A 23953-nucleotide genomic window follows, 5' to 3' on the forward strand; every position below is an offset into this window, starting at 1 on the left:
CCCCATGGCGCGGGGCGGCGCCGCGCGGCAGACCGGCTCATGCGGCGGTACTCAGGCGGATGCGCGGGCGTATCGGCGGCGCCAGCGCGTCGTGGCTGGGCGGCACACCTGCTCATGCGCGTGCCGCCACCGATGCCACGCCGCGCTGTTGATCAGATTCCGACGTCTCCGGGCTGTTCGGGCTTTCTGAGCTGTCCGGGCTTACGAAGCCATTACGTCACCGGCGGGCGAAACTCATCGGTCCGTCCCCGATGGAGACTTAACGTGGCGCTCAGGGTCGCGATCTAGCCTGCTCAGGGCAGCGGGGCGTCGCCGCGGACGATCGCGGGTCGGCCGTCGTGTGGGAGGTCTGCACTGATCACGCTTGTTCTGATCGGGATCGTCGGCGGGATCATCACCGGCATCTCGCCCTGCGTGCTGCCCGTCCTGCCGGTGGTCTTCCTCGCCGGTGGCGTCCAGAGCACGCGACCCGGGCAAGCCGTGACCGCGCAGAGCGACGCGACCGCACAGGATGACGTGACCGCGCGGGGCGACGTGACCGCGCGGGGTGAGCGAGATGGCGCGGCTCGGCGCTCGAGCAGGCGGCCCTACCTCGTGGTCGCCGGGCTCGCTCTCAGCTTCAGCGCCTTCACCCTGCTGGGGACGCTGGTGCTCAGCGTCCTGCCCCTGCCGAAGGACATCGTGCGTTGGGCCGGCCTCGTCGCCCTCGTCCTGATCGGCATCGCCATGATGTTCCCGCCCGTGCAGCAGCTGCTCGAGCGGCCCTTCTCCCGGATCGGCCAACGCCAGGTCAGCGGCGAGCACGGCGGACTCGTTCTCGGCCTGGCGCTCGGGGCTGTCTACGTGCCGTGCGCCGGCCCGGTGCTCGCGGCGATCACCGTGGCCGGCGCCACGGGCACGATCGGGCTGCGCACGGTCGCGCTCACCGTGGCCTTCGCCTGCGGGACCGCGTTGCCCCTGCTCGGCTTCGCGCTGGCCGGTCGCGGGGTCGCCGAGCGTGTCCGGGCCTTCCGGTACCGCGAGCGTGGCATCCGGATCGCGGCCGGCGCTCTGATGATCGCGCTGGCCGTGGCGCTCACGTTCAACGTCACCGACGCGCTGCAGCGCACGGTTCCCGACTACACGGCCAGCCTGAACGACGATCTCGACAGTGCCGGAGCCTCGGGATTGCTCGGATCTGGCCAGGCCGTGGGGCTGGCCGCCTGTGCGCAGAATCCGGAACCGGCCCCGGAGGACTGCGGCAAGGCTCCGGAGATCTCCGGAATCCAGCAATGGCTGAACACCCCGGGCAATGCGCCGCTGACCGGCAGCGATCTGACCGGCAAGGTGGTCCTGGTCGACTTCTGGGCATACTCCTGCATCAACTGTCAGCGCGCGATCTYCCACGTGCAGTCCTGGTATTCCGCGTATCAGGCCGCCGGCCTGGTGGTGATCGGCGTGCATACCCCCGAGTACGCCTTCGAACAGGTCGCGGGCAACGTGGCCGCCGGCGCGAAAAGGCTTCACATCACCTATCCGGTCGCTCTGGACAACGACTACACGACCTGGAACAACTTCGGCAACAACGCCTGGCCCGCGGAGTACCTCATCGACGCGACCGGCCAGGTGCGGCACGTCGCGATCGGAGAGGGGGAGTACTCCACCACCGAGTCACTGATCCGCCAGCTCCTGACCGCCGCCCACCCCGGTGCCACGCTGCCACCCGGCACCGAGGTCGCCGACACCACGCCCAACAATCCGGACCAGACCCCCGAGACCTATCTCGGCTCGGCGCGGGTGAACAACGGCACCCAGCAACCGCTGGGCTCGGGCCGCAGAACCTTCACCTACCCGGAGTCCGTCCCCGACGACATGTTCGCGCTCACGGGCACCTGGACCGTCGACGAGGAAGCCCTCACCGCCGAGGAGAACGCCGGCATCGAGCTGAGCTTCGCCGCCAGCAAGGTCTACCTCAACATCGGCGGCACCGGCGCGGTCACCGCCACCGTGGACGGGAAGACGACCACCTACCAGGTCTCGGGCGCGCCCAACATCTACACGCTGGTCGACCGCCCGTCGCCGGAGCACAGCACGCTGGAGGTCAGCCTTTCGCCAGGCCTGAGCGCCTATTCCTTCACCTTCGGCTGACCGCGAGCGCAATGGGAACGGCCGGTAGTCAGTCCCGCACGCGCGGTTCCCCACGTACTCACGGCCTGCTCGCCAGCATCTACTTGATCTGTCTGGAGAATCCGGCCTCGGCCGCGGCGTCTCGGGCCGGGCCGTCGATTAGCCGGCGCCGAACCCGCCCATGGCGGCGATCGCCTCGGGAACCGGAGCGTGGAGGTGATCCAGCAGGTCCGCCAGTTTCCGGTCCAGTTCCAGGCCGACCTGGGTGATGTCCGGGTTGCCGAGTCCGGCGAACCGCGCGCTTGGCTGGTCGATGGTCAGGCAGGTCGCCGGTTCAGGCGAGAACGCGGAGGCCCTGGCGCGAGCGATCACGGTGCCGGCGGTACGGGTGCCGGCGGTCTCGACCCCGGCGGTCTCGACCTCGGCGGTTTCCGCCCCGGCGGTCTCGACCTCGGCGGTTTCCGCCCCGGCGGTCTCGGCCCTGGCGGCGACGGGCCGCGCGCCTTCGTCATGCGAGTCCGTGGCTGCCTGTTTGCCGGGCGGGCCCTCGTAGATCGCCAGGCGAAGCGGCGCGTACAGGAGAGCGGCCGGGTCGTGGCGGTACATCCGCTCGGCGATCACATGGTTGCCCATCAGGTACTCGACGCATCGTCGGGTGCCGCCGGCGAGACGCATCAGGGGCGAGGCGTCCAGGCTCCAGTAGATCATGAACTCGTGCGGGGCGTTCTCGGCCGCCACGCGCCTCACCTCGTCCCAGGAGGCGTCCACACGGGCAAGCTCCGCGAATCGGTCGGCGTCGAAGCGAGGGACGGCATGCTCGAAGCGCGCCCGGAAACGATCGAACGGTTCGTCGACGGTCACCGTCAACCGACGCGCCTGATAGGTGATCTCGCTGGTGCCGTCTGTGTGCTGCGACTCCGGACACCGCGGCTCCATGGTCACCCCCCCGGCCACATCCCTCGACGCATGGCCCAGTCATCGTCGGCGGCTGCCCTGGCCACCGCAACCCGACCCCAGCCATCGGGGAACCGGTCTGCATTGTCCTTACATTCGGCTATTTGACGGTCTGTGTAGGCGACCTGGAACGCCTCAGTTTCGGGCGGCGGACCACGATCAGCAGGTCTGGCCGTTTGGCCTAGGCCTGGCAGAGGCCCGCCGCGCGTCCCGGCTGTCCAGGCGCCTCCAAATGACGAGCCACAACGTTGATCGAAATCTGCGGATTGTCGATGCCACTGCCGCGGCGACTTCCGAACTCGAACTGTGGCGGATTGGCGCGTCCATGGACGCGCCAATCCGCCACAGTTCGCCTCCACCCCATCGGGGTGTGTCGGATGGGCGCGCCTGGGGGCGGGCTGATCTGACACGATCCGCGTTTGTGTCGGCGTCTCGGCGGACAACCACTCTGCCCCGGACCGCGTGGGTCCGGGGGTTTACCCCGCCGCGGTCGTGGTCGTCCTTCCCTGGCCATTTCAGCCGTGTGCACCCGAACACTCTCCGTTGGATGCGCGTGAGGGGCCGTGCGGGATTGGGGTCGGGCGGACTCTCCGCGACTCCTGACAACAACGGTGGTGGACGGATGAGGTTCCGAGGTGTCGCGGGCATGCCGAGTTGTCGACGCGAACCGTCGCCAGGCCCTGCCCGACTAACCGGAAGATCGATCATGGTCATATCGGGGTAGGGGTCCGATCATGGCCAACATGTTGCGCCGCGCTGCCGCGGCCGTCGGGCTGGGTGGGCGGGGCGGGTCGGGCGCCCCGGATGGGCATGCGTGGAACCCGACGGGATGGTGGTGGTGCATGGAGCACCAGCGCCCGGAGAACCCGCCGGATGTCCCTGGCCACCGTCGTCTCGGCCCGTACGCGAGCGCGGCGGACGCGACGGCATGGCGGGAACGCCTCGACCAGCGCAACGAGGAGTGGGACGCGCGCGACCGCGACGACGACGATGACGCCCGATCCTGAGGTCGGCTGTCTGACCGGCTGATCTTCAGGATCGGGCGTGTGCTGGATCCGTTGGATGCGACCGCACCGGCTCGGCCAGCCCGTCTCCGTGGTCCTGGTCAGCGCCCGAGGGCGCCGCCCTGGATCCGGCCGTCCTTATCCAGCCAGACGTAGTGGCCGCCCGCGAACGCGCCACCGGACCCGACCGGGGAAGGCGGCGTCGCGTCTGATCCGTCGACGGTGCAGGGATACGGCCAGCCGACGCCACTCCAGTTCGTGCTCTGGGCGAGGCACCATCCCGTCGCCGGCGGTTCGGCGGAGACCGGCCCGCGGTCCAGGTCGAGCACGGTCGTCTCGCCCCGGAGGCGCAGGACGTAGCGGCTGTCGCCCACCCGCTGGACGGTGTCGCGGGCCTGCCCCTGGCTCTCCAGCTCCGTCTCGGTCAGGCCCAGAAGAACAAGGGCGTCTCCGGCGTCCCACGACCACGTGGTCCGTCCGGTCGCGAGGTCGAAACCCTCCAGCGTGACGCCGTAGTCCTCCATTCCCAGGGGGTCAACGCGCGTGGAGCGCAGGGCTCCGCGATACACACACCGAGCCGGGTGATCAGGGTCAAACGGAATGCCCGGACATCCCATCGTCGCGCCAGGCTGGGTCCAGAGCCGCTCGCCCGTCGTCGCGTTGAAACCGGCCGTGACCCTCATGTCCGCCTGGTCGATCCGCCTCGAGGGGTCGCGTTCGAGGTACACGCTGTCGATGCCGTGCCGGACGCTGGCCACGTACACGTCGTTCTGGCGCACGGATTCCAGACCGAGGAACAGCAGGCCGGTGGCCGTCTCACCGAACATCGCGGCGGCCGGCTTCGTCCAGCGCTCCGTGCCGTCTTCGGCGACTGCGGTTATGCCGCGATCGGACGAGAGAAGGTTGTCGCCGACCTCGTCAAGATAGCTTTCCTGCCAGAACGGGGTCTCGCCGCGTACACCGCCAGTCCTGGCATCGAGGACCAGCCTGGTAGGAGGGCCCGCTTCCTGCTCGACGAGGAGGCATATCGCTGACTCTCCCTGGCACAGACGCGGAGGGGACCAGCCTGTGAGYGGTTTCGTGTACTTCCATCGCTCCTTGCCGGTGTCCGCGTCGGCGGCGACCATTGACACAGGGGATTCGACGCTGGTCGACGACGGCTTCAGCCACACGACGGTCTCACCGTCATCGACCACCAGCGGAACGGCACGTTCGAATCCACCCGGCCGGAAAAAACTCGCCGGCGCCGACCAACGTTCCCGCCCGGTGGCCGGGTCCAGTGCGGCGATCTTCACTATCGGGCCCATCGAGCCGTCATTGCCGACCTGCTGAAGGACGATGGCGGACTCGCCGACCACTATCGGAGGCCCGAGAGCGGTCAGCTCGCTCGACCAGACTGGCTTGACGGCCCATGACTGGCCGTCGCCAGTGAAGACCGAGATGCCGACGGCCACCAGCGCCAGGAGGACTGCCAGCCCCGCGGCTCCGGTCACGACCAGCCGCGCGGGGCGCCGTCGCCCTGGCCCACCGCCAGCACCCAAGGCTTGGAGGTCGGCTTCCGGCGCGCCGCTGGGCGGCCCGGCTGGCGGCGCGCCGGAGACCGACGGGTGCTCGCCCGCCGGGAGCCCGACCGGCCCGTGCTCGACTGGCGGATGGCTGGCGAGCGGATCCGCGATCCAGGGCTCAGCCCAGGACTGGTGCTCGGCGGCAGTCGCATCGCCGAGATCTTGTCGTTCACTGCCGCTCCCTGCGATCATGTCCCGTAGCGGGACGGAGCGCCATCATCCAGGCATGTCGGCGCGGGCGCCACAGGCTGGGCCAGCGTGCGCCACCCACAGGCCCTCGCTGCCTCGGGCGGCCGTCAGGTGTGTGGCGCGATGGGCGGCGTGGAGCAATGCGGGCCCGAGTATGAGCTGCCGACGCGGTGTCGATCTGGCTGGGGCTACTGCGACTTCGGCACACGACAGTGCCACGGCGGTGACCTCAGGAGGCGATACGCGACAGAGCCGGGTCAGCCGCAGTGGGACCAGTCGCTGGTCCAGGAGGCGCTGCCGAGGCTGCCGCCCCACTTCACGCAGATCGCCTTCGCGGACACCCTGGTCGGACCGGCGTAGTACTCGTAGGAACCGGAGTCGGTCACCTTCGACGAGCCGTTCTGTGCCTGCACCGAGGCCGACATCGCCTGGGCCGTGCCCACGCCGGCGCCGGACTTCAGCGTCACCACGCAGTTGGAGCTGCCGTTGTACATCAACACGATCGTCGCCGTCGTGGAGCCGCTGGCGAGGGAGTGGCTGTCGATCTGGGAGTAGCCGGAGCCGCACACCTGGGCGGCGGAGTAGGGGTTCGCCTTCGGCGCGCTGGGGGCGGCGGCCGGCGGCGCGGTGGTCCGGGCGGCGGCCGGCGGCGCGGTGGTGCCGGTCGAACCGGAGCCGGCACCCGAGCCTGCCCCGGATCCCGAACTCGTCGTCGAACCGGCGCCAGAGCCGGATCCCTGAGTAGGTGCTGCCTGCTGCGCGGGTGCCGCTTGCTGCGCGGGCGCGGCGGGCGGTGGTCCGCCCGCCACGGTGTTGGCGCCGGCCGCGGCCCCCACGGCCGGCGGCTGTGTACCGACCGGCCGAGGTAGCGCGCCGGCGTCGGAACTACCACCGGAGCGCGACGGGGCCTCGTGCCCTGGCCCTGCCTGCGCGCCCGGTAGGTCGACCGGCGTTTCCCCTGTGCCCGCGCCGGCCGCTGCCCCGGGCCGCGCGCCCCGGTCGGGGTTTTGACCCGCCGCGGACGTGCTCAGCGCGGGCTTGTTCGTGGCCAGAGCCGAGCCGCCGCCGGTCGCGGTGACCGCGATCAGGACGATCGCGGTCACCGCGGCGGCGAAGCCCGCTGTCGCGGTGCTGGCGACCCAGACGCGCAGGGGGACCCTGCTCCGGGGCCGGGGGGCGGGCGAAGACCGTTGCCAGGATTCGAGGAAGGCCCCGTACCCAGCAGGGCCGGATGCGTCGAGGACGGACGAGCCTGGCGGCTGCCCGCCCGTCCCGATGCTCCTCGGGCGGTCATCGGCCACGAGGATGTGCGCGTCCTCGCTGGTGGCGCCCTGCCTCACGTCATCCATGATGATCTGCCGTTCTCGGCCGACGGACCGTCGCTGCCGCCCAGTTCCCGGTACGCGACCCCTGAACGGCTCGTGCCGTGAGCTGGCCGCGTCCGACCTTCGGGTCCTTGGCCGCAGACTCGCCCAACGTGTGGATCGGAACCCCGCATTCGCGTCGAATGTCCGGTTTGGAAGGTAACTGTTCGATCCGGGACGCACCCCTGCTTCACGAAAAGTTCGGCCGCTGTTCGCGTGCGTCACGCCCCCGCGTGCTCGCCTTGCCCGGACGAGRTGTCCGTCGGATGCGCGAAGGAGTCCTTTGCCTGGGAGCGGCGGCACGGTCGCACACCCTCAGGTTCCGGCCCCGAGGCATGCGGCTCGTCTCTCGGCCGGGGGCGGACTGTCGATCTGGCGGCCAAGCGTGGTTGAGGCATCGCCGCTCCATGGATCTTGACTATCGGCGATAACGGCGGCGATTGGGCTTGTGGCTTTGACCTGTATGAGGTTGAGATCGGGTTGGGCTGGCCAGGCTATCCGCTGATAGATCAAGGTCAGTCTGGGTGAGGACTGGACGTCCGAGTCGAGTCGACAGCCAGCGGCGCTGGTATGCGTTCAGGTCATTGACGAAGATGACGGCGTCGATGTTCTTCGTCGAACAGGCCGTGGCGATCTCTTCGAGCTTTCCCGGACCGATGAGGAAGCGCCGGGACAGCGGGGTGGTCATCAGCCGTACCCCGCCATCGGAGACGCCCCTGCGCTGGACGAACCGTTCCAGCACCTGCCCACCCAACGCCGTCACCCTCGCGTCGAGGACGTCGAGCCGGGCCTGGTAGTCACGGTCCCTCGCCGAGAACAGCCCCACCAGGACCACGGAACGGACAGCGGTCACCCGGACAGCATCCCAGGGCGGCCGCTTCGCGCCGTAGGGATATTCGGTCGGTGGCGCTGCCAAGGCGTACTCGATCAGGGCACGCGGCGGGCGTGCGGCGGGCGTGGAGCACGACGCAGCCGCACGTCATGTTTTCGATGCCGCGGCGTCGGTCAGCCACTGGTGGAGGGCGGCGTAGTCGGCCGCGGTGAGACCCTGCCGCGGATCGACCTGATGAAGGTGGGCGCGTCCTGATGATGTGCGGCGATCTCACACGAATATCGGCCGGTCGATGGCTTCACAGCCGCCGGACGCGCAGCACACCGGTGAGCATCGGCAGGGTGAACTCGCCGTCGACGGTCTCCGGCCTGCTCGTGAGGAAGGCGCGGATCTGGCCGAGCGTGGCCTGTTGTTCCTGTTGTGGCATGACCAGCATCCCCGCGTGCGTCGCGATTTTCGCGACGAGGGAGTCGGCGGTGCGGCGCTGGCCGTGCGCGAACTCGGCCTGCTCCGGCGAGCCGAACCGGGCGACCAGGCCATTGTCGGGAAGGTGCAGGTCCGCCGTCGCGGCGCGCCATCTGCTGAGCAGGTCTCGCGAGCCAAGGGCCGCGCTGCCGCCGATCCGCGCGAGCTCGGCGACCCAGTCGACCCGGTCGTCGACGACGTTCCACAGGCCGGCCAGGATGCCGCCGGGCGCGAGGACCCTGGCTATCTCGGGTCCCGCGACGGCCATCTCGAACCAGTGCATGGCGTGGCCGGCCAGCACGGCATCGACGGAGCCGTCCGGCAGCGGTATCGCCTCGGCGCTACCCGACAGGGCACGGACAGCCGGTAGTCCGCGGCGCAGCTCCGCCAGCATCGCCGGGTCGGGCTCGACCGCGACGACGTCGGCGCCCACCGCGGCCAGCACGGCGGTCAGCTTGCCGGTTCCGGCGCCGAGGTCGAGCACTCGCGAGCCAGGCGCGGGCTCGAGTACCCAGCGCACGGCGGCCTGCGCGTAGTCAGGGCGGTGCTCGGCGTATGCGGTCGCGGCCGCGCCGAATGACGAGCTGTGAAGTAGCCGTTCGTCCTGTTCCACACGGTCGACCCTAGCCACGCCGCGAGCACCCCCACCGCCACAATGCCGGCCGCGGGCCAACTCCGTCCGGCCGCGGGATGCCCTCGCCACGCTCGGGTCCTGATGGCTGTCGACGGACTGTCACTGGTGGCCTTCCGTCTGCTTCCCGGGCGGGCCGGCGGAGGTGGACGCGGCGGAGGTGGAGGCGGCGGACGCCGGTGGCAGCCGACGGAACGAACGGCCCGCGACGATCGCCAACGGTGCCGAGATGACGAGAACCGCCGCGACCTGTGCCAGGGCGGCGGCGGTGGCCGCGGAGCGGGTCGTCCCAACAGACTGCAGCAGGCTGAGCTCGAGCACGGTCGTCGTCTGGGCGGCCAGCACCACCGGGGCGAGTAGCACGAGGGCGAACGCCCAGGCCGGGCCCTGGCTCGCCCCTCGGCGGGCATGGGCTGCCAGGCAGTAAACAGCCGCGGCCAGGAACGGCAGGGTGTAGTAGGTGGGTTCGTCGAAAAACGGCCCGACGTGACGGTCGAGGACCACCAGACCAAGGGCGCCGGCGACCAGGGCGGCGTAGGCGGCCAGCCACCGCGTGGGGTTCCGGACCGGCGGGGAGTCACGGTGGAAGCCGGCGAGCACGGCGAGCACCGGCGCGGTGTTGAGGAGGACCTCGGCGACGAGCGCGCTGCCCCGCAGGGCGATCGGCGGCGGGCCCGTGACGAACACCTCGGCATTCACACAGATCGCGGCGAGAGCGCGCGACGCGGCGACCAGTGCCAGGCCCTGGGCCACTCGTCGGTGCCCGAGCACCAGCGCGGCGAACGCCGGTATCCACACGAACCCKCCGGTCCACAGCTCATGCCAACCGAGGTGGAATCCGGCGGCGACGGCGGGCGGTGCCAGGCCCGGGATCCGGCCGTCCAGCCACAGCGTCTCCGCCACGACGAGCGCCGCCAGGATGGCGTGGACGAGCAGGCCGAGCACCGCGACCAGCCGGACCGTGTCACCCCAGGCAAGGTTCCTGGCGGGCGCGCCGGCCCCGCCCACCCGGAAGCGGACCAGGTCGAGGCGCAGGCGCACGGCCAGGGCGGCGACGCTGCCGATCTCGGGCCAGCTCGGCCGCGCGACCTCGGAGTAGTCCGGATCGTCGGACTCCGGCTGGCCGGCCAGGAAGGTGGCGACCATGTCGTCCTCCCAGTCCTGCCGGTAGGCGCGAGGCAGGAGCTTCAGGACGGCGCGGTAGCGCTGTTCGAGCATGTTCACGCGGTGCCACCGGCGCTCGCGGGGCGCAGCGCGCGCAGCCGTCGCGACGCGATGTCGGCGTTCGCGGCCTGCCGTTCCGCCTCCGCAGCCAGAGCGCGGCCGCCCTCGTCGGTGAGGCGGTAGTACCGGCGCAACCGGCCCTGCTGGACCTCTTCCCGGTCCGGCGCGACCAGGCCGTCCACGACGAGGCGTTCAAGCACCCCGTAGAGCGTTCCGACCTTGAGCCGCACTCTGTCCTGGGAGAGCTCACGGACCTCGGCGACGATGCCGTAGCCGTGGCGGGGCGCGCCGACCAGCGCGGTGAGGATGAAGAACGCGGGCTCGGTCATGACCCGCTTGGTCGTCATGACCGATATATATCGCCTACCAGGATATTCGGCAAGCCCGGCGGTCGGGGCATTGTCGGTGCCACATCGAGACGTGGCGAAGGGGCGTCGCCGTGCGCTACATCAGCCGAGCGGCACGCGACACAACCGTCCTCACGGGTCRGTCGGGGCTGATGGCGTCGGTTCTCGCGATGCGCGCTACGAGGCATTGGTAGAGCGGTAGGTCCGCCAGACGCGTCGKAGGGCTTCGAGTTCCAGTCGGGGGAAGTGCCTGTCCCACTTGCCGTAGTACCCGCTCTCGCCGTAGGTCGTCGCGACCTGGTCGAAGCAGCGGATCACCGCGCGGGCCAGGCCGTCGACGCTCAGGGGGCAGGAGCACAGTTCGGTGCCCCTGTTGTCGTGGTCGCGGCCGTGGCGCAGTTCGAGGATGCGCAGCCAGGCGTCGTCGCCCTGGCGGTAGAAGATCCAGCGGAAGGCGGCGGGTTCGGCCTCGAACTGGGCGCGGGTCTTGGTCTCGCCCGTCACGAGCCGGGCGACGGCGGTCAGCAGATCCTCGGGAGCCGCGCTGATGTACGAGGCGGTGAGTTCGACAACCGTGGCGGCCGCCTCAACCTTGCAGTCGGCCCAGCCGCTTCCKGGCAGCGTCCAGGTGATCCGAATGTCAGTGGTCACGGTCGTTCACCCCGCGAGGAAGTGTAGGAGGTCGGAACGAACACTTAGCCCTTGCGCTAAGTGTTGCGGCTCGTAATACTTAGCCGCGTGGAACAGTATTCGGTGCGGCTCGACGGGCTGCTCGTGGCGCTCGCGGATCCGACCAGGCGCGCGGTGCTCAGCCGCCTCGGCCGCGGGCCGGCGACCGTCAGCGACCTCGCCGACGGCTTCCCCATGGCCCTTCCCTCGTTCATGAAACATGTCCGCACGCTCGAGAAGAACGGCCTCATCCGCACGGCGAAGTCGGGCCGGGTCCGCACCTGTGAGCTCAACCGCGACGGCCTCAAGCCGCTCGAGAACTGGCTGGCGGAGCAGCGGCGCGGCTGGGAAGACCACACCGACCGTCTCGTCCAGTTCGTCACCTCTCCCGACCAGTTCGTCACCTCTCCCGAGGAGCAGGCATGAACCTCGACCTCTCGCTCGAACGCCTCATCCACGCGCCGCGCGCCACTGTCTGGAAGGCCTGGACCGAGCCGGCCAGCCTCGAACGCTGGTGGATTCCCGCCCCGACGCTGTGCCGGGTCGATCGCCTCGAACCCCGCGCCGGCGGCGCCTTGGTGACGCGGCTTAGTGACGACGGCGCCGAGTTCACGCCGCGCCTCGACGCCTGTTTCCTGGTCGTCGACGAGCTCGAACGCATCGTGTTCACCAACGCGATCGACAGCGCCTGGCGCCCCGCGGCCCCCGCGCCCGTAGCCATGACCGCGGAGATCACCTTCCGTGACCACCCCGCCGGCACCGACTACCGAATCATCGTGCGCCACGGCGACCCGGCGGCCCGCACCCGACACCAGGACCTCGGCTTCCTGGAAGGCTGGGGCACCGTCACCGAACGGCTGGCCTGGCTCGCCGAGAGCGGCGCCGCGGGGGCCACCGAGGAACGTTAGCCGGAGGAACGTCAGCCGTCGGAATCCCGCCGACGACCGGACCGCGTCCGTAGGCATTCGTCATTGAGCGAGTCGCCCTCGGACGGCGCGCGCCGGCGCTGCCCAACGCCAGCCAGCCCAGATAACGCCCTGTCCGCGGCTTCGCGCATGGCCGTCCGGTTCGTAGACTGCGTGCTGTGGATCGCGTCGCCGTGGTGTACAACGCGCGCGCCGGCGCCCTCCTGTCCAGCGGCGACGCGTCGCCGGAGGAGCATCTCGTCGAGCTGTTCGGCCGGCGGGATGTGACCGCCGAGCTCCGCGCGTTCGACCCGGACACGCTCACGGCCGACGTGCGTGAGCTGCTGGCGAGCAAACCGGACGCGCTGATCGTCGCCGGCGGTGACGGCACCGTCCGGGCGGTCGCCGAACGCATGCTGGGCGGCGACGTACCGCTCGGCATTCTCCCCGCCGGCACGATGAACGCGCTCGCGCGTGACCTGGGTGTGCCGGACGATCTGGACCGCGCCGTCGAGGCGCTGCTCGCCGCTCCGGTCGACCGGATCGACGTGGCCACGGTCAACGRCCAGCCGTTCCTGTGCCGTTCGATGCTGGCGATGATGCCGCACCTCGGCCGGCTTCGCGAGAACGCCCGTGGTGGCCTCGGGCTGGGTGCGACGCGGCTGCTCGGCCGCGCGTTACGCCTGGTCCGGCGGTACCCGCGGATGCGGCTCACGATCACGGTCGACGAGCGGGAGCACGAGACGCGGACCAGGGCGGTGGTGGTGTCGTGCAACCCGCTGGCCGCCGGGCCGTCGCCCATGCCTGGCAGGGAACGGCTGGACACCGGCAGGCTCGCGGTGTACGTCGCGCACGATCGGACCAACTGGGACCTGATCGCGGTCGCCGCCAGGCTGTTTCACGGCAGCTGGCAGGAGGACAAGAGGATCTCGAAGCACGAGGGCGCGGCTGTACGGATAAGGGCGTCAGGGCTGGCATTGATGAGCGTCATGAGTGACGGCGAGATCGCTCAGCTGTCGATGCCGCTGCGCTACGAGATCCGGCCGCGCGCGCTGGCGGTCCTCGCGCCGGGAGCGGCCACGTGAAGCCGGCGAACGCGCGGATCGCGCAGATCTCCGACCTGCACTTCGGCCACAATGTCCAGGCCGTCGTGGACACGCTCCTGGTCGAGCTGCGCGACGTCGCCGCGACGACGATCGCGGTGTGCGGTGACCTGACCCAGACAGCGGGGGAGGCGGAGTTCCGGGCGGCTCGTGCCTTCCTCGACGAGCTTCCGGCTCCGGCGCTGGTCGTGCCCGGCAACCACGACCTGCCCGGCCTGCGGCTGTGGTCGCGGTTTACCCGCCCGTGGCGGCGGTGGCGACAGCACATCGGCACCGACCCGCACGGCACGGCCACCCACACGGCCGACGGGCTGATCGTCGTCGGCGTCAACACCGCCCGGCAGTGGGGCTCCCGCGCTGACTGGTCGCGGGGCCGGATCAATGCCGGGCAGGTGTCCGCCATCCTTGAGGCGTTCGACAAGGCGCCGGAGGACGACCTGCGCGTGCTCGTCGCGCACCACCCTTTCCTGCTGACCCGGTCAGCAGGAAACCGCGGACTGGTCGGCAGATCGGATGTGGCGCTGCGGCAGCTACACGGGCGCGCGGACCTGCTGCTCGGCGGCCACCTTCACATGGCCTACAGCGGCGTGGCCGACGGCCTGGTGGTGGCGCAGTGCGGCACGGCCGTCTCCGACCGCCTCAAAGGCGAGCCCAACAGCTACAACCTGATCGAGGCCGACGGCGACCAGCTCACCATTTCGACCCGGCGCTGGACCGGTGACCGCTTCGACACCCACCAGCGCACCGTCTACGCCCGCGACGGCCACACGTGGAGCACCGTTTAGTACGGGCGGGTGAGCGAGGATCGGAAGCGGAGTCCTCGGAAGCGGAGTCCTTCGAGGGAGGCGCCGGTGCCAGAAGGGGACACCGTCTACCAGGCTGCTCGCCGGCTGCACCAGGCGCTGGCCGGGCAGGTTCTGTCCGTGAGCGATTTCCGGGTGCCGCGGTACGCGACGGCCGACCTGACCGGCAGCACGGTGCTCGAGGTGGTGCCGCGCGGCAAGCACCTGCTGATGCGTTGCTCCGGCGGTATCACGGTGCACTCCCACCTCCGGATGGACGGCGCGTGGCGTACCTTCGCCGCCGGCGAACCCTGGCGCGGCGGTCCCGTCTGGCGGATCCGGGTGGTACTCGGCAACGCGCGGCATGTCGCGGTCGGTTATCGGCTTCCGGTTCTCGACATCCTGCGGACCGCCGACGAATCGGCCGTCGTGGGCCATCTCGGCCCTGACGTGCTCGGGCCGGACTGGGACCTCGACCGCGTGCTGGCGGGCGCGCTGGCCCGCCCGGAGCGCGAGATCGGCACGGTCCTGCTGGATCAGAGCGTGCTCACGGGCCTCGGGAACATCTATCGGATCGAGGCGTGTTTCGTCGCCGGAGTCTCGCCGTGGACCCGGGTCGACGAGGTTCCCGATCTTGAGAGGCTCGTCAGCCGGGCCCGACAGATGATCATGATCAACGCGGATCGGCCCAGGCGGATCACAACCGGTTCGACGAGGCCGGGCGAGGAGCTATGGGTCTACGGCCGTGGCCGTCGGCCGTGCCGTCGGTGCGGCACGGCCATCCGCGTGGCTGAGCAGGCGCCGTCGGACGCCCCGGAGGAAGCACGTGTCACCTACTGGTGCCCGCGCTGCCAGCGTGGGCCGGCGCCGATGGTCTCGCCTGGTGACGTCGGCGGTACCGGGACGCGTCGCCGCGCGTCAACTCGCCCCCGCACCGGCCCTCGCCGGGGTCAGCCCTGAGCGTGGCACCCCACGACGGCCGAGGCCCGAGGCTTGGCGGCCTGGGCGCCTGGAGAGCCGAGACCGACAGCCCGCATCGGCGCGGGGCGGGTCGTGCCAGCGGGCCGGGTCGTCTCAGCCGCTCTCGACGCGCCGGTCGAGGCCCGCGAGCTCCAGCAGGCCGGTGCGCCGTACCTTGCCCATCGCGTTCACCGGCAGGGCGTCGACCTGGGACCAGATCTCCKGCACCTTGTAGGGCGCGAGCTCCCGCCGGCACAGCGCCGCGAGCGCGTCGAGATYCAGCGCCACCGGGCCCGCGCTCTCGACCAGGGCGGCCACCCGCTGCCCAAGACGGTCGTCGGGCACCGCGAACACCGCGACCCGGGCGACGTCCGGGTGCGCCGAGATGACCCGCTCCACCTCGAGCGGGTAGACGTTCGCCCCGCCCCGGATGATGACCAGCTTCTCGCGGTCCAGCACCCGCAGCCAGCCGTCGCCGTCCACGGTCCCGATGTCACCGGTCGCGACGGGTCCCGGCTCCAGCGGGCGGACGGCTCCCCGCTCCCAGTACCCCAGCGCCGGGCGCCACGCCCCCGCCCACGGGCCGGTGGCGGCCGCGTTCAGCCGCAGCTCACCGGGCTCGCCGGCCGGCAGCCGGCGCCCCTCGCCGTCGTAGGCCGCGACGTCGTAGTGCGGCAGGACCCGGCCGCTCAGGCCGGGGCGCCACTCCTCGCCCGGCGGGTCGATCGACACGACCGTGGGCGCCTCGGTCAGGCCGTAGGTGGCCCGGGGGAGCAGTCCGTGCGCGTCGGCGAAGGCCTGGCGCAACGCGTCCGGGGTGTCGCTTCCTCCGCTCCATACCTCCTCCAGAGAGCTGAGGTCGGCTTCCGGGCGCCGGGCCAGGTCATGGAGCTGGGCCGGCGCTCCGTTCCACACCGTGAGCCGGCGGGTCGAGATCCACTCCGCGACGCCGTCGACGTCCCGCCGGCTCATCACGACGGCGCAGCCACCGGCCTGCGCGGTGAGCAGCGTGGACAGCACCATCAGGTTGAGGATCGTGAACGGGAAGCTGTCGCCCTTGCGCAGCTCCGGCCCCCAGCCACGGGTGGCGACGAGGACCGCTCCCGGCAGGAGCAGGTTGCGCTGGCTGTGCACCACCGCCTTCGGTCGCCCCGACGTCCCACTGGTGAAGGCGATCCCAGCCGGTGCGTCGACGTCGACCTCGACCTGGGGGGCCTTCTCGGCGCCAGCCAGCAGCGTCGCCCACCGGTCAGGATCGACGCGGCCGAGTGAGCTCAGCCGGCAGCGCGGCCCGGCCAGCACGACGCGCGGCTGGCAGATGTCCCGCAGTTCCTCCTGCTCGCCCTTCGCCAGCGCCTCGCCGATCCCCGCCCAGACCGCTCCGATCCGCTGCGCGCCGTGGAAGGCCGCGACGATGTCCAGGTCGTTGGGGAGGCAGGCCGCGACCCGGTCGCCCGGGCGGACGCCGAGCGACCACAGGGCGCCGGCCGCCCGCCCGGCCCGCTCGTCGAGCTCGGCGTACGACCACGCGCCGGAGATCGCCTCGACCGCGGTGGCATCCGGCCGCGACGCGAGGGCGGCGTCCAGCACCTGGGCGACCGTGGCGGGGCGGGCCGCGACGGGATCGACCGCCCCTTCACGAAGACCGCGATCATCAGTGCCCGGCAGGCCGGAATCGTTGCTCACACGAGAACTGTCGCTCACGCGAGGCGCCGCGGACCCGTCCATCGTGGCTCTCGCCCTTCGTCACGAAGGAACTGGTGAAGCGGGCTCGCGCGGTGGCGCCCGGCCGGCTGGCGTTCAGGCGGCCGGTGCCCGGCCGATCGGCATCGACGTGCCCTCGCTCCTCGGCCGCGCCGGTCCGTTCCGGGATAGCCCTGAGGGGCACCTCCCGAGATCCGCGATGTGGGTCGGGGTGATTTTGTCCGATCCCGGTGCGTCGCACGTCGTCATCATTGATCGTGACGATTCGGTCGTGGTCGACAGCCGGTCAAGAATGTGTGCGGCGTCACTCTCGCCCCCTCCAGGTGTCGACCGTCTTTGAGCGTGTGCGAAGCTGCGGTCTATTGGACCTTGACCGTCGATGCCACGATGTTTCGCCGGTTGCCAGACGTTGAGCAGGAGCACCGTTGAGAGGGATCGCCGAGTTCGCCATCCGTCGCCGATGGTTTGTCGTCGCCGGTTGGGTTGTCTTCATCATCGCCGTGCAGGGTGTCGCCGGCGCGATGGGTGGGGCATCTTACAAGGACACGTTCAGCCTTCCGCACACCGAGACGGCGTCAGTCGCGGACATCCTGAAGGACGCGGGCCTCGACAACCAGAACGGCGCGGCGGGCACGGTTGTGCTCAAGAGTCGGGCGGGAGCGCTCACCGCGGCTCCCGCGCAGCTGCAGCCGACCTTGGCCAAGCTGTGCGGCTCGGGCGACCACGTGGCTCTGATCGCGACACCGTGGCAGTCGATCGACTGCTCGAAGAACGGTGCGACCGGTCCGGGAAACCCGACGTTGATCAACGGCTCCCGCGGCTCCACCACGGCTCTGGTCACCATCACCTGGGAAAGTGACCACTACGACGCCGCCCTGTTCAAGAACGTCTACGACGAGCTGAAGACCCTGGACAGCGACCAGCTGCAGGTCGAGTTCACCGGCGACGCCTTCCAGGGCATCGGACAGAGCGACGGCTCGGGCAGCTCTGTGTTCATTGGCTTCCTCGCCGCGCTCATCATCCTGGCGCTGGTGTTTCGCACCGTCGCCGCGACGGTGCTGCCACTGGCCAGCGCGATAGCCGCGCTCGTCAGCGGCCTTGGTGTCATCTACATCCTCAGCCACGCCATCAATGTGTCGAACATCACTCCCTATCTGGCTGAGTTGATGGTGATCGGGGTGGGTGTCGACTACGCGCTGTTCATCGTCACGCGACATCGCCGGAACCTGCGGCGTGGAATGCCCGTCGCCGAGTCGATCGTCAACGCGATCAACACGTCCGGTCGTGCGGTGCTGTTCGCTGGATCGACCGTGTGCATCGCCATCCTTGGTCTTATCGCCCTCGGGGTGAGCTTCTTCAACGGCATGGCGGTGGCGACGGCGCTCGCGGTCGGGTTCACGATGGTCGCCTCGCTTACCCTGCTACCCGCGCTCCTGAGTCTGTTCGGGCTGAAAGTACTGCCCCGCAAGCATCGGGCGGCCGTGCGGGCCGGCGAGTTCATCGACGATCGGCCGGTGGGACGCTGGGCGCGGTGGTCGCAGTTCGTCGCCCGCAACCGTGTCCTGGTCGCGGTTGTCGCGGGTGCGGTGATGGTCGTCATCGCTCTGCCGTTCTTCTCGCTCCAGCTGGGTGCCAGCGACCAGGGYAGCGATCCGCAGGGCTCCACCACCCRTACCGGCTACGACCTGATCACCTCCGACTTCGGCGTCGGCTACAACTCCACCCTGGAAGCCGTGGTGAACGGCCCGGGCGCGTCGGACCAGGCATACCTGGAGCGCGTGTCGAAGGCCCTGGCGGCCGTCCCGGGCGTCGACCCAGGCAGCCTGGGCACGAACACGCTGGCCAAGGACGTCGCGTTCGTGACGTTCAAGACGACCACGTCACCGCAGTCGGAGAAGACCTACACGCTGGTCCGGCACCTGCGCTCGACCGTGCTCCCGCCGCTGTACGACGGCTCGGCCAATCACATCTACACGTTCGGCGGCACGGCCATCAACGTGGACTTCGCGACGGTGCTGGGGCRCAAGATGCCGCTGTTCATCACCGTCGTGGTCGGCCTGTCCTTCATCCTGCTGCTCCTCGCGTTCCGCAGCCTGGCCATCCCGGCGACCGCCGCGGTGATGAACCTGCTGGCCGCGGGCGGCTCGTTCGGCCTGGCTGTGGCGATCTTCCAGTACGGCTGGCTCTCCGACAGCATGGGGGCCGGGCCGGGCGGGCCGATCGACGCCTGGATGCCGGTCATGCTGTTCGCCATCCTGTTCGGCCTGTCGATGGACTACCAGGTGTTCCTGGTCAGCCGCATGCACGAGGAGTGGGTGCACACCCGCGACAACAGGCGGTCGGTCACGATCGGCCAGGCCGAGACCGGCGGCATCATCACCGCCGCGGCACTGATCATGATCGCCGTCTTCCTCGGCTTCCTCCTGAGCCCGGGCCGGCCGATCAAGATCTTCGGCACCGGTCTGGCCGCGGCCGTGTTCCTCGACGCCTTCATCCTGAGGACGATGCTCGTACCCGCGCTGATGAACATCTTCGGCAAGGCCAACTGGTACCTCCCGAAATGGCTCGACCGCATCACGCCCCACTTCTCCGTGGAACCGGCGGACGAGACCACGACCATCACCGCGGCCCCGGGCACCGGATCCGGATCGTCCGACGACGACCGGCCCGAGGACGAACGGGAGCTGGCCCGGACCGCGCACTGACGAGGCAGCCAGGGCGTTACCGCCGCTCGGTCGCGCGACAACAGCGCGCCACCGAGCGGCGGTCCGCTCGTCACGAGCCGGTTCGTCACGAACCGGCTCGTCATGAGCTGGGCTCGGATCCTCGCGGGTGTGGGGGCAGGCCGCGGGCGAAGGCGGCCAGCCAGCCGGCTGGTGGGATCTGGTACGGGCGCAGGCCGGTCACGTCTCCGTCGTCGTTGAGCAGTGCCTGGCCGTCGCGGAGACGGTTCGTCGCCAGCCCGGACAGGGCGTCGACCCGGTCGTACTGCTGCGGGCGCTGGCGGGTGAGGACGACGCCGAACTGGTTCAGGATGTCGCGGTGCACGCGGCGCAGCCCGTTGCCGTCGATGGTCGCGACGACGAACACCCCGACCTCGGGTCCCTCGCGGAGCAGGTAGTCGAGAGGGACGCCCAGCCCCGCGGCGCCGCCGCTCCAGGACGGTGCCGCCGCGATCCCGCGGCAGCGGTGCAGGCCGTTGAGGAGCAGGAAACGACAGTCGTCGACCAGATCGACGGTGTAGCTGTCGTTCATGGTCCGCTTCTCCACCAGCTCCGCGAGCTCCCCTACGTGCTCCAGGGCGTCCGCCGCGCCGTACCGCCGCAGCCCGGGCAGCAGCGTCGCGAGTTCGTCATGTACCTCGGTGTACCGCTGGTCGACCGCGGTGAAGTCCACCACCGAGACCGCCGCCAGGCGGCCCTCGCCACGGCCGACGCCTGCGGCGGCCAGCGACGCGCACACGGCTGTCAGGACGCCCACGTTCGCCGCGTCGTCGCCGATGGCCAGCAGAGCGCGGTCGGCGCGCGCGGAGAAGTCGGTGTGGACCGGCGCCGAGAGCCCGAGCGGCTCGCCAAGCCACGCGCGCAACGGCGCCGCGGGGTCCCGCCGCGCGTTGGCGAGTCCGGCGAAGACGCCGCTGGTGATGTCGCCGGGCCGGTCGCCGTCGTAGACCAGGGGCTCGAGGAGGAGGCCCCGCGACTGGGCGAGCGCGCGGAACGTGTCCAGCAGGGCGGCACGGTCGGCCGTCTCGACGTAGGCGACCTGGAACTTCGTGTCCCTGCCGCGCTGGCCCGAGCTGGCGTTGTAGATGGCCTCACCGCGCGGCGCCAGCTCGGTGGCGGCCGGGTTGTTCTCGGCGAGGATGCGGCGGCTGACCTGGTCGTGGCAGCGCAGCGCGATACGGATCTCCATGTTGCGCACGGCGTCACTGCCCATGGCGACCGGGCTGCTCGGCGTCTGGGACGCGAGCAGGACGTGGACGCCGTAGGCGCGGCCCATGCGCACCAACGTCGCCAGACGCCCGGCCGCGTCCCGCCCGATCTCGTCGTCGGCGTCGAACAAAACGTGGAACTCGTCGACGACCAGCAGCACCCGGGCCAACGGTGGGTCGTCCGCGTCCGCGTCCGCGTCCGCGTCCGCGCCGGCACCGACGCCGGTGCTGGCGCCGGCCTCGGCCCGGGCTCGCCGGTAGCCGGCGAGATCCGCCGCCTTGTACCTCTTGAACAGAGCGGCCCGCCTCTCGATCTCCGCCGTCAGCGTCCGCATCGTCTCCAGGCCGAACTCGCGCTGGCTGTGCATGGCGACGACCCGGGCATGCGGCAGCCGGTGGCGCGCGTACTCCTGGAACTCGACGCCCTGCTTCATGTCGATGAGGTAGAGCTCCAGCTCCGCCGGCGAATAGAGGACCGCCGCCACGGTGATGAGCGTGTGCAGCAGGGTCGACTTCCCCGCCCCGGTCATGCCGGCGATCATGACGTGGTTGCGGGTGCCGTCGCCGAGACGCATGATCATCAGGTCGTCCAGGCCGTACGTACCGAGGGGAATCGCGAGGCTCTCGGTCGCGTCCCCCTGCCACCAGGTCGACGGGTCACGCGGGCGGACCGGCCGCTCGACACCGGCGATGCCTCCCAGCTCCGGCCGGGTCGCCACCGGGAGCAGGTCGAACATCCGTTTCGGGGTGACGACGACCCGGTCCGCGTCCCGCGCCTCGTCGGCGACCCGGTCCACGACGGTCCGCAGCACGTCGGAGGCCTCCCAGCTCGACGCGGGCGGACGCTCCAGCTCGAACGTCCACTCGCCCACGCCGGCCGGGGCGAGGATCGCCGGGCCCGTCGTGACCTGCCCGTCCTCGCCCATGGCCAGGTGGTGGGGGTAGTCAGGGTTGTCCTCGGCGATCACCAGGATGGTGTAGACCCCGCACCGCGGGCCGTTCAACATGACCTGGTCGAGCCGGGTGCGGCTTTCCGGAGTGGTGAACCCACGGGGGAAGTCGAAGACGACGACGACGTGGTAGGGCTCGGGCCGGGCACCGGGCCGCCGGTTGAACTCGACGAGCGACCCGAGCCGATGCGGCCCCAGCAGGTCGCGGTCCACCCGGCCGATCCGCTCGACCAGCTCGGTGAGCTTGTTCTCGATCTCCTGCGGGCGCACGAGAGGGTCGTCCATCAGCCGGACGTCGTCGGAGTTGAGGCCGGCGAGCGACCGCACCGCGCTGCCAAGCGCGATCGGGTCGATCACCGAGAGGCGCAGCCTGCCCGCGGGCACCGAGGCCAGCATGCGGCCGACCACACCCAGGACCGCGTCCGCGCGCCCGGGGACGCCCCGGCCGGCCCGGACGACGAGGTTGGTGGTGCCGGGGAACGGAAACAGCGCGGGCACCGCCAGCGGCTCGCCCTCGCACCCGCGTCGCGAGTACGTTCCGACGCGCAGCGCGTCGACCGGTCGGGAGACCGGGTGCCAGGCGCTCCAGTCGGCGTCGGCGGGCGGTATCGCCGCGTCCAGCTCGGCGCGCAGCGCGTCGACGGTGCGCCGCAGCTGGGCGAGGTCGTGCCGCCAGCCGCGCCGCGCGTCCTCGACGGCCTCGTTCCGGCTTCGCGTGGCGGCCCGCATGCCCTCCTGCCACTGGCGCGCGGCGTTCGCCTCCGAACGCGCGATCAGGTCGTCGCACCGGCGCACCGCCGCGACGGCGACCGCGACCCAGCGACGCTTCCTGCGCAGCGGCGACTTCAGGCGGCGGACGGCCAGCGCGAGCTCGGCGAGGGCCGCGGCGGCGCTGACCTCGGCCACGCTGGCCTCGGACGCTGGGCCGGTCTCGTGCCGCTCCGCCTCCTCCCACAGCGACCAGCGGGGGCCGAGCGCCGCGCGCGCGAGGCTCAGCAGGTTGTCGACCTCGCGGGCACGCCAGTCGGCGTGGCCGGTCAGTGCTCGGCCGCGCGCCCTGTCCAGCTCGCCGCGGCGATCGGCCAGGCCCGTGTCGGCCTTCTCGATCGCCTGCTCGGTTCGCTGGATGGCACGGTGGGCGTCGCCGCGCACCTGGTCCCACTGGCCGGCCAGATCCAGCGCCGGACCGTCCGCGGCCGTCTCACTCATCGGTCCCGCTCATCCTTCCCCGCGTCTTTCGCCCGCCGCGTCGGTTCCGCGCGCCCCACCCACGACCACGACCGGTCGGAATCGGACGGGTCTGGTCAAGGACCGCCGCCCTGATCCGCGAGGCCGCCGACTATCCAGTTCACGGCGCCCTGAATGTCCAAGGCCATGGTCACCACTTCGAACAGTCCACTGATCATCGGAACCAGATGGCTTTCCTGATAGCGGCGGCCAACGCTGTCGTTCCAGCCCTTCTCCAGATCGGCCGTGCCCGCGTCAAGTCCGGCGAGCAGGCCGCCGAGGAGGTCCACGACACCGCCGATGCCCACGCCTGCGCCCGCACCTCCGAACGTCCTGAGGCCGTGCCGCGCGGAGACCCCGGCGAACTGCGTCATGAACGCGGGCTGACGGAGGCTCTGCGCGCTCCCGGCCTGGCCTGGCACGTCCGCGAGGTACACGTCCAGCAGGTCCAGCAGGCCCGCCAGGAGGAAGGTCGCGTTCGCCGCGAGGTCGCCAAGCCGGGTGGCGCACGTCGAGCACGTCTGGCCCTGGATGACCTGCTCACGGGCCCGGCCGCGCAGCGCGAGGGCGTCCTCCCGCAGTCGGACCGCGCCAGCCCGTTCCGTTCTCGCGAGCTCCAGCTCCGCCTCGGCCTCCTCGACCTCGCGGCTGGCCACGCCGAGCGCCGTGCGTGCCCTGCGCTCGGCCTGGAACGCCGCATCGGTGTCGACGCCCCCCGCACCGTCCGTCGCGGCCTCGCCTGCCTGGCCGAGGGCCGCCTCGGCCTCGCGCAGCGCGTCAGCGGCTCGTGCCTCGTCCTCGCGTCGGCGTTCCAGCGCCCGCCCGGCCGCGCGCACGGCGGCCTCGGCCTTCCTGAGATCCAGGCTTGTGGTCCGCACCCGCTCCTCGGTCTGTTCCTGCAGGCCGGTGAGCCCGTCGCGCAGCGTCGCGATGGCGCGGTTGACGCCGGCCGTCAGGGCGGCGAGCTGGTGCGCGTGCGCGACCAGGACCGCCGGGACCACCGAGACGAGCGCCACCCGTCATCCACTCCAGGTCGTGCCG

19 protein-coding genes are annotated in these 23953 nt (G+C 71.0%); 8 read left to right on the forward strand and 11 right to left on the reverse strand.

Features of this window, described 5'->3' with window-relative positions; genetic code table 11:
• The first annotated feature begins 372 nt into the window (after positions 1-372).
• Positions 373-2127, forward strand: coding sequence for a cytochrome c biogenesis protein DipZ (locus BL253_RS24980; protein WP_476644123.1), 1755 nt, complete (start codon positions 373-375; stop codon positions 2125-2127).
• A gap of 138 nt (positions 2128-2265) precedes the next feature.
• On the opposite strand, the gene BL253_RS43015 is transcribed toward BL253_RS24980, so the two are convergent.
• Positions 2266-2967, reverse strand: coding sequence for a DUF302 domain-containing protein (locus BL253_RS43015; RefSeq protein WP_198946386.1), 702 nt, complete (start codon positions 2965-2967; stop codon positions 2266-2268).
• An 827-nt stretch (positions 2968-3794) separates the two neighbouring features.
• Between BL253_RS43015 and BL253_RS39555 the strand changes: the two genes are divergently transcribed.
• The gene (locus BL253_RS39555; protein ID WP_081438667.1) at positions 3795-4067 is read left to right on the forward strand and encodes a hypothetical protein; all 273 of its coding nucleotides are present in this window, start codon (positions 3795-3797) and stop codon (positions 4065-4067) included.
• Between the two features lie 98 nt (positions 4068-4165).
• Here BL253_RS39555 and BL253_RS24990 read toward each other — a convergent pair whose 3' ends face one another.
• From BL253_RS24990 to BL253_RS25025, 7 genes are all read right to left on the reverse strand, one after another.
• Positions 4166-5557: an outer membrane protein assembly factor BamB family protein gene (locus BL253_RS24990; RefSeq protein ID WP_076819641.1), complete on the reverse strand. Its 1392-nt coding sequence runs from the start codon at positions 5555-5557 to the stop codon at positions 4166-4168.
• Between the two features lie 518 nt (positions 5558-6075).
• Positions 6076-7167, reverse strand: coding sequence for a serine/threonine protein kinase (locus BL253_RS44005; protein ID WP_241835099.1), 1092 nt, complete (start codon positions 7165-7167; stop codon positions 6076-6078).
• Between the two features lie 433 nt (positions 7168-7600).
• On the reverse strand, positions 7601-8008 hold the full coding sequence (locus BL253_RS25005) for an HflX-like GTP-binding protein (RefSeq protein ID WP_131831561.1): 408 nt from the start codon (positions 8006-8008) through the stop codon (positions 7601-7603).
• 304 nt (positions 8009-8312) lie between these two features.
• Positions 8313-9092: a class I SAM-dependent methyltransferase gene (locus BL253_RS25010; protein ID WP_076819647.1), complete on the reverse strand. Its 780-nt coding sequence runs from the start codon at positions 9090-9092 to the stop codon at positions 8313-8315.
• 120 nt (positions 9093-9212) lie between these two features.
• Positions 9213-10334: a hypothetical protein gene (locus tag BL253_RS25015; protein WP_076819649.1), complete on the reverse strand. Its 1122-nt coding sequence runs from the start codon at positions 10332-10334 to the stop codon at positions 9213-9215.
• Complete coding sequence (locus BL253_RS25020) at positions 10331-10681, reverse strand: PadR family transcriptional regulator (protein ID WP_241835100.1); 351 nt, start codon at positions 10679-10681, stop codon at positions 10331-10333. The genes BL253_RS25015 and BL253_RS25020 overlap by 4 nt, the downstream gene beginning before the upstream one ends.
• A gap of 177 nt (positions 10682-10858) precedes the next feature.
• Complete coding sequence (locus tag BL253_RS25025; protein WP_198946387.1) at positions 10859-11332, reverse strand: hypothetical protein; 474 nt, start codon at positions 11330-11332, stop codon at positions 10859-10861.
• A gap of 87 nt (positions 11333-11419) precedes the next feature.
• Here BL253_RS25025 and BL253_RS25030 point away from each other — a divergent pair, with 87 nt between their 5' ends.
• From BL253_RS25030 to BL253_RS25050, 5 genes are all read left to right on the forward strand, one after another.
• Entirely contained in the window at positions 11420-11776 is a 357-nt protein-coding gene (locus tag BL253_RS25030; protein ID WP_076819650.1) for an ArsR/SmtB family transcription factor, read from the forward strand.
• Entirely contained in the window at positions 11773-12258 is a 486-nt protein-coding gene (locus BL253_RS25035) for an SRPBCC domain-containing protein (protein ID WP_076819652.1), read from the forward strand. Before BL253_RS25030 ends, BL253_RS25035 begins: the two co-directional genes overlap by 4 nt.
• A 191-nt stretch (positions 12259-12449) precedes the next feature.
• Positions 12450-13340 (forward strand): diacylglycerol/lipid kinase family protein, encoded by an 891-nt coding sequence (locus BL253_RS25040; protein ID WP_158230414.1) that lies wholly within the window; start codon positions 12450-12452, stop codon positions 13338-13340.
• Positions 13337-14143, forward strand: a complete 807-nt coding sequence (locus BL253_RS25045) for a metallophosphoesterase family protein (protein WP_076819655.1) — start codon at positions 13337-13339, stop codon at positions 14141-14143. Before BL253_RS25040 ends, BL253_RS25045 begins: the two co-directional genes overlap by 4 nt.
• 66 nt (positions 14144-14209) lie before the next feature.
• Positions 14210-15100 carry a DNA-formamidopyrimidine glycosylase family protein gene (locus BL253_RS25050; protein WP_076819657.1) on the forward strand — a complete coding sequence of 297 codons (891 nt, stop codon included), beginning with the start codon at positions 14210-14212 and terminating at the stop codon, positions 15098-15100.
• Positions 15101-15214: 114 nt separating this feature from the next.
• Here BL253_RS25050 and BL253_RS25055 read toward each other — a convergent pair whose 3' ends face one another.
• On the reverse strand, positions 15215-16786 hold the full coding sequence (locus tag BL253_RS25055) for a class I adenylate-forming enzyme family protein (RefSeq protein ID WP_241835101.1): 1572 nt from the start codon (positions 16784-16786) through the stop codon (positions 15215-15217).
• A 443-nt stretch (positions 16787-17229) separates the two neighbouring features.
• Between BL253_RS25055 and BL253_RS25060 the strand changes: the two genes are divergently transcribed.
• Positions 17230-19509, forward strand: coding sequence for an MMPL family transporter (locus BL253_RS25060; protein ID WP_076819658.1), 2280 nt, complete (start codon positions 17230-17232; stop codon positions 19507-19509).
• Between the two features lie 100 nt (positions 19510-19609).
• On the opposite strand, the gene BL253_RS25065 is transcribed toward BL253_RS25060, so the two are convergent.
• Both BL253_RS25065 and BL253_RS25070 read right to left on the reverse strand, forming a co-directional pair.
• Positions 19610-22894: an FtsK/SpoIIIE domain-containing protein gene (locus BL253_RS25065; RefSeq protein ID WP_076819660.1), complete on the reverse strand. Its 3285-nt coding sequence runs from the start codon at positions 22892-22894 to the stop codon at positions 19610-19612.
• Positions 22895-22989: 95 nt separating this feature from the next.
• The gene (locus tag BL253_RS25070; RefSeq protein WP_076819662.1) at positions 22990-23928 is read right to left on the reverse strand and encodes a hypothetical protein; all 939 of its coding nucleotides are present in this window, start codon (positions 23926-23928) and stop codon (positions 22990-22992) included.
• Positions 23929-23953 lie beyond the last annotated feature (25 nt).

This window comes from Pseudofrankia asymbiotica (assembly GCF_001983105.1).
Classification (GTDB): Bacteria; Actinomycetota; Actinomycetes; order Frankiales; family Frankiaceae; genus Pseudofrankia; species Pseudofrankia asymbiotica.

Coding starts and splice junctions, on each gene's coding strand:
- BL253_RS39555 (WP_081438667.1), top strand. CDS start 3,795: ATGGCCAACATGTTGCGCCGCGCTGCCGCGGCCGTCGGGCTGGGTGGG.
- BL253_RS44005 (WP_241835099.1), bottom strand. CDS start 7,167: ATGGATGACGTGAGGCAGGGCGCCACCAGCGAGGACGCGCACATCCTC.
- BL253_RS25020 (WP_241835100.1), bottom strand. CDS start 10,681: ATGACGACCAAGCGGGTCATGACCGAGCCCGCGTTCTTCATCCTCACC.
- BL253_RS25035 (WP_076819652.1), top strand. CDS start 11,773: ATGAACCTCGACCTCTCGCTCGAACGCCTCATCCACGCGCCGCGCGCC.
- BL253_RS25065 (WP_076819660.1), bottom strand. CDS start 22,894: ATGAGTGAGACGGCCGCGGACGGTCCGGCGCTGGATCTGGCCGGCCAG.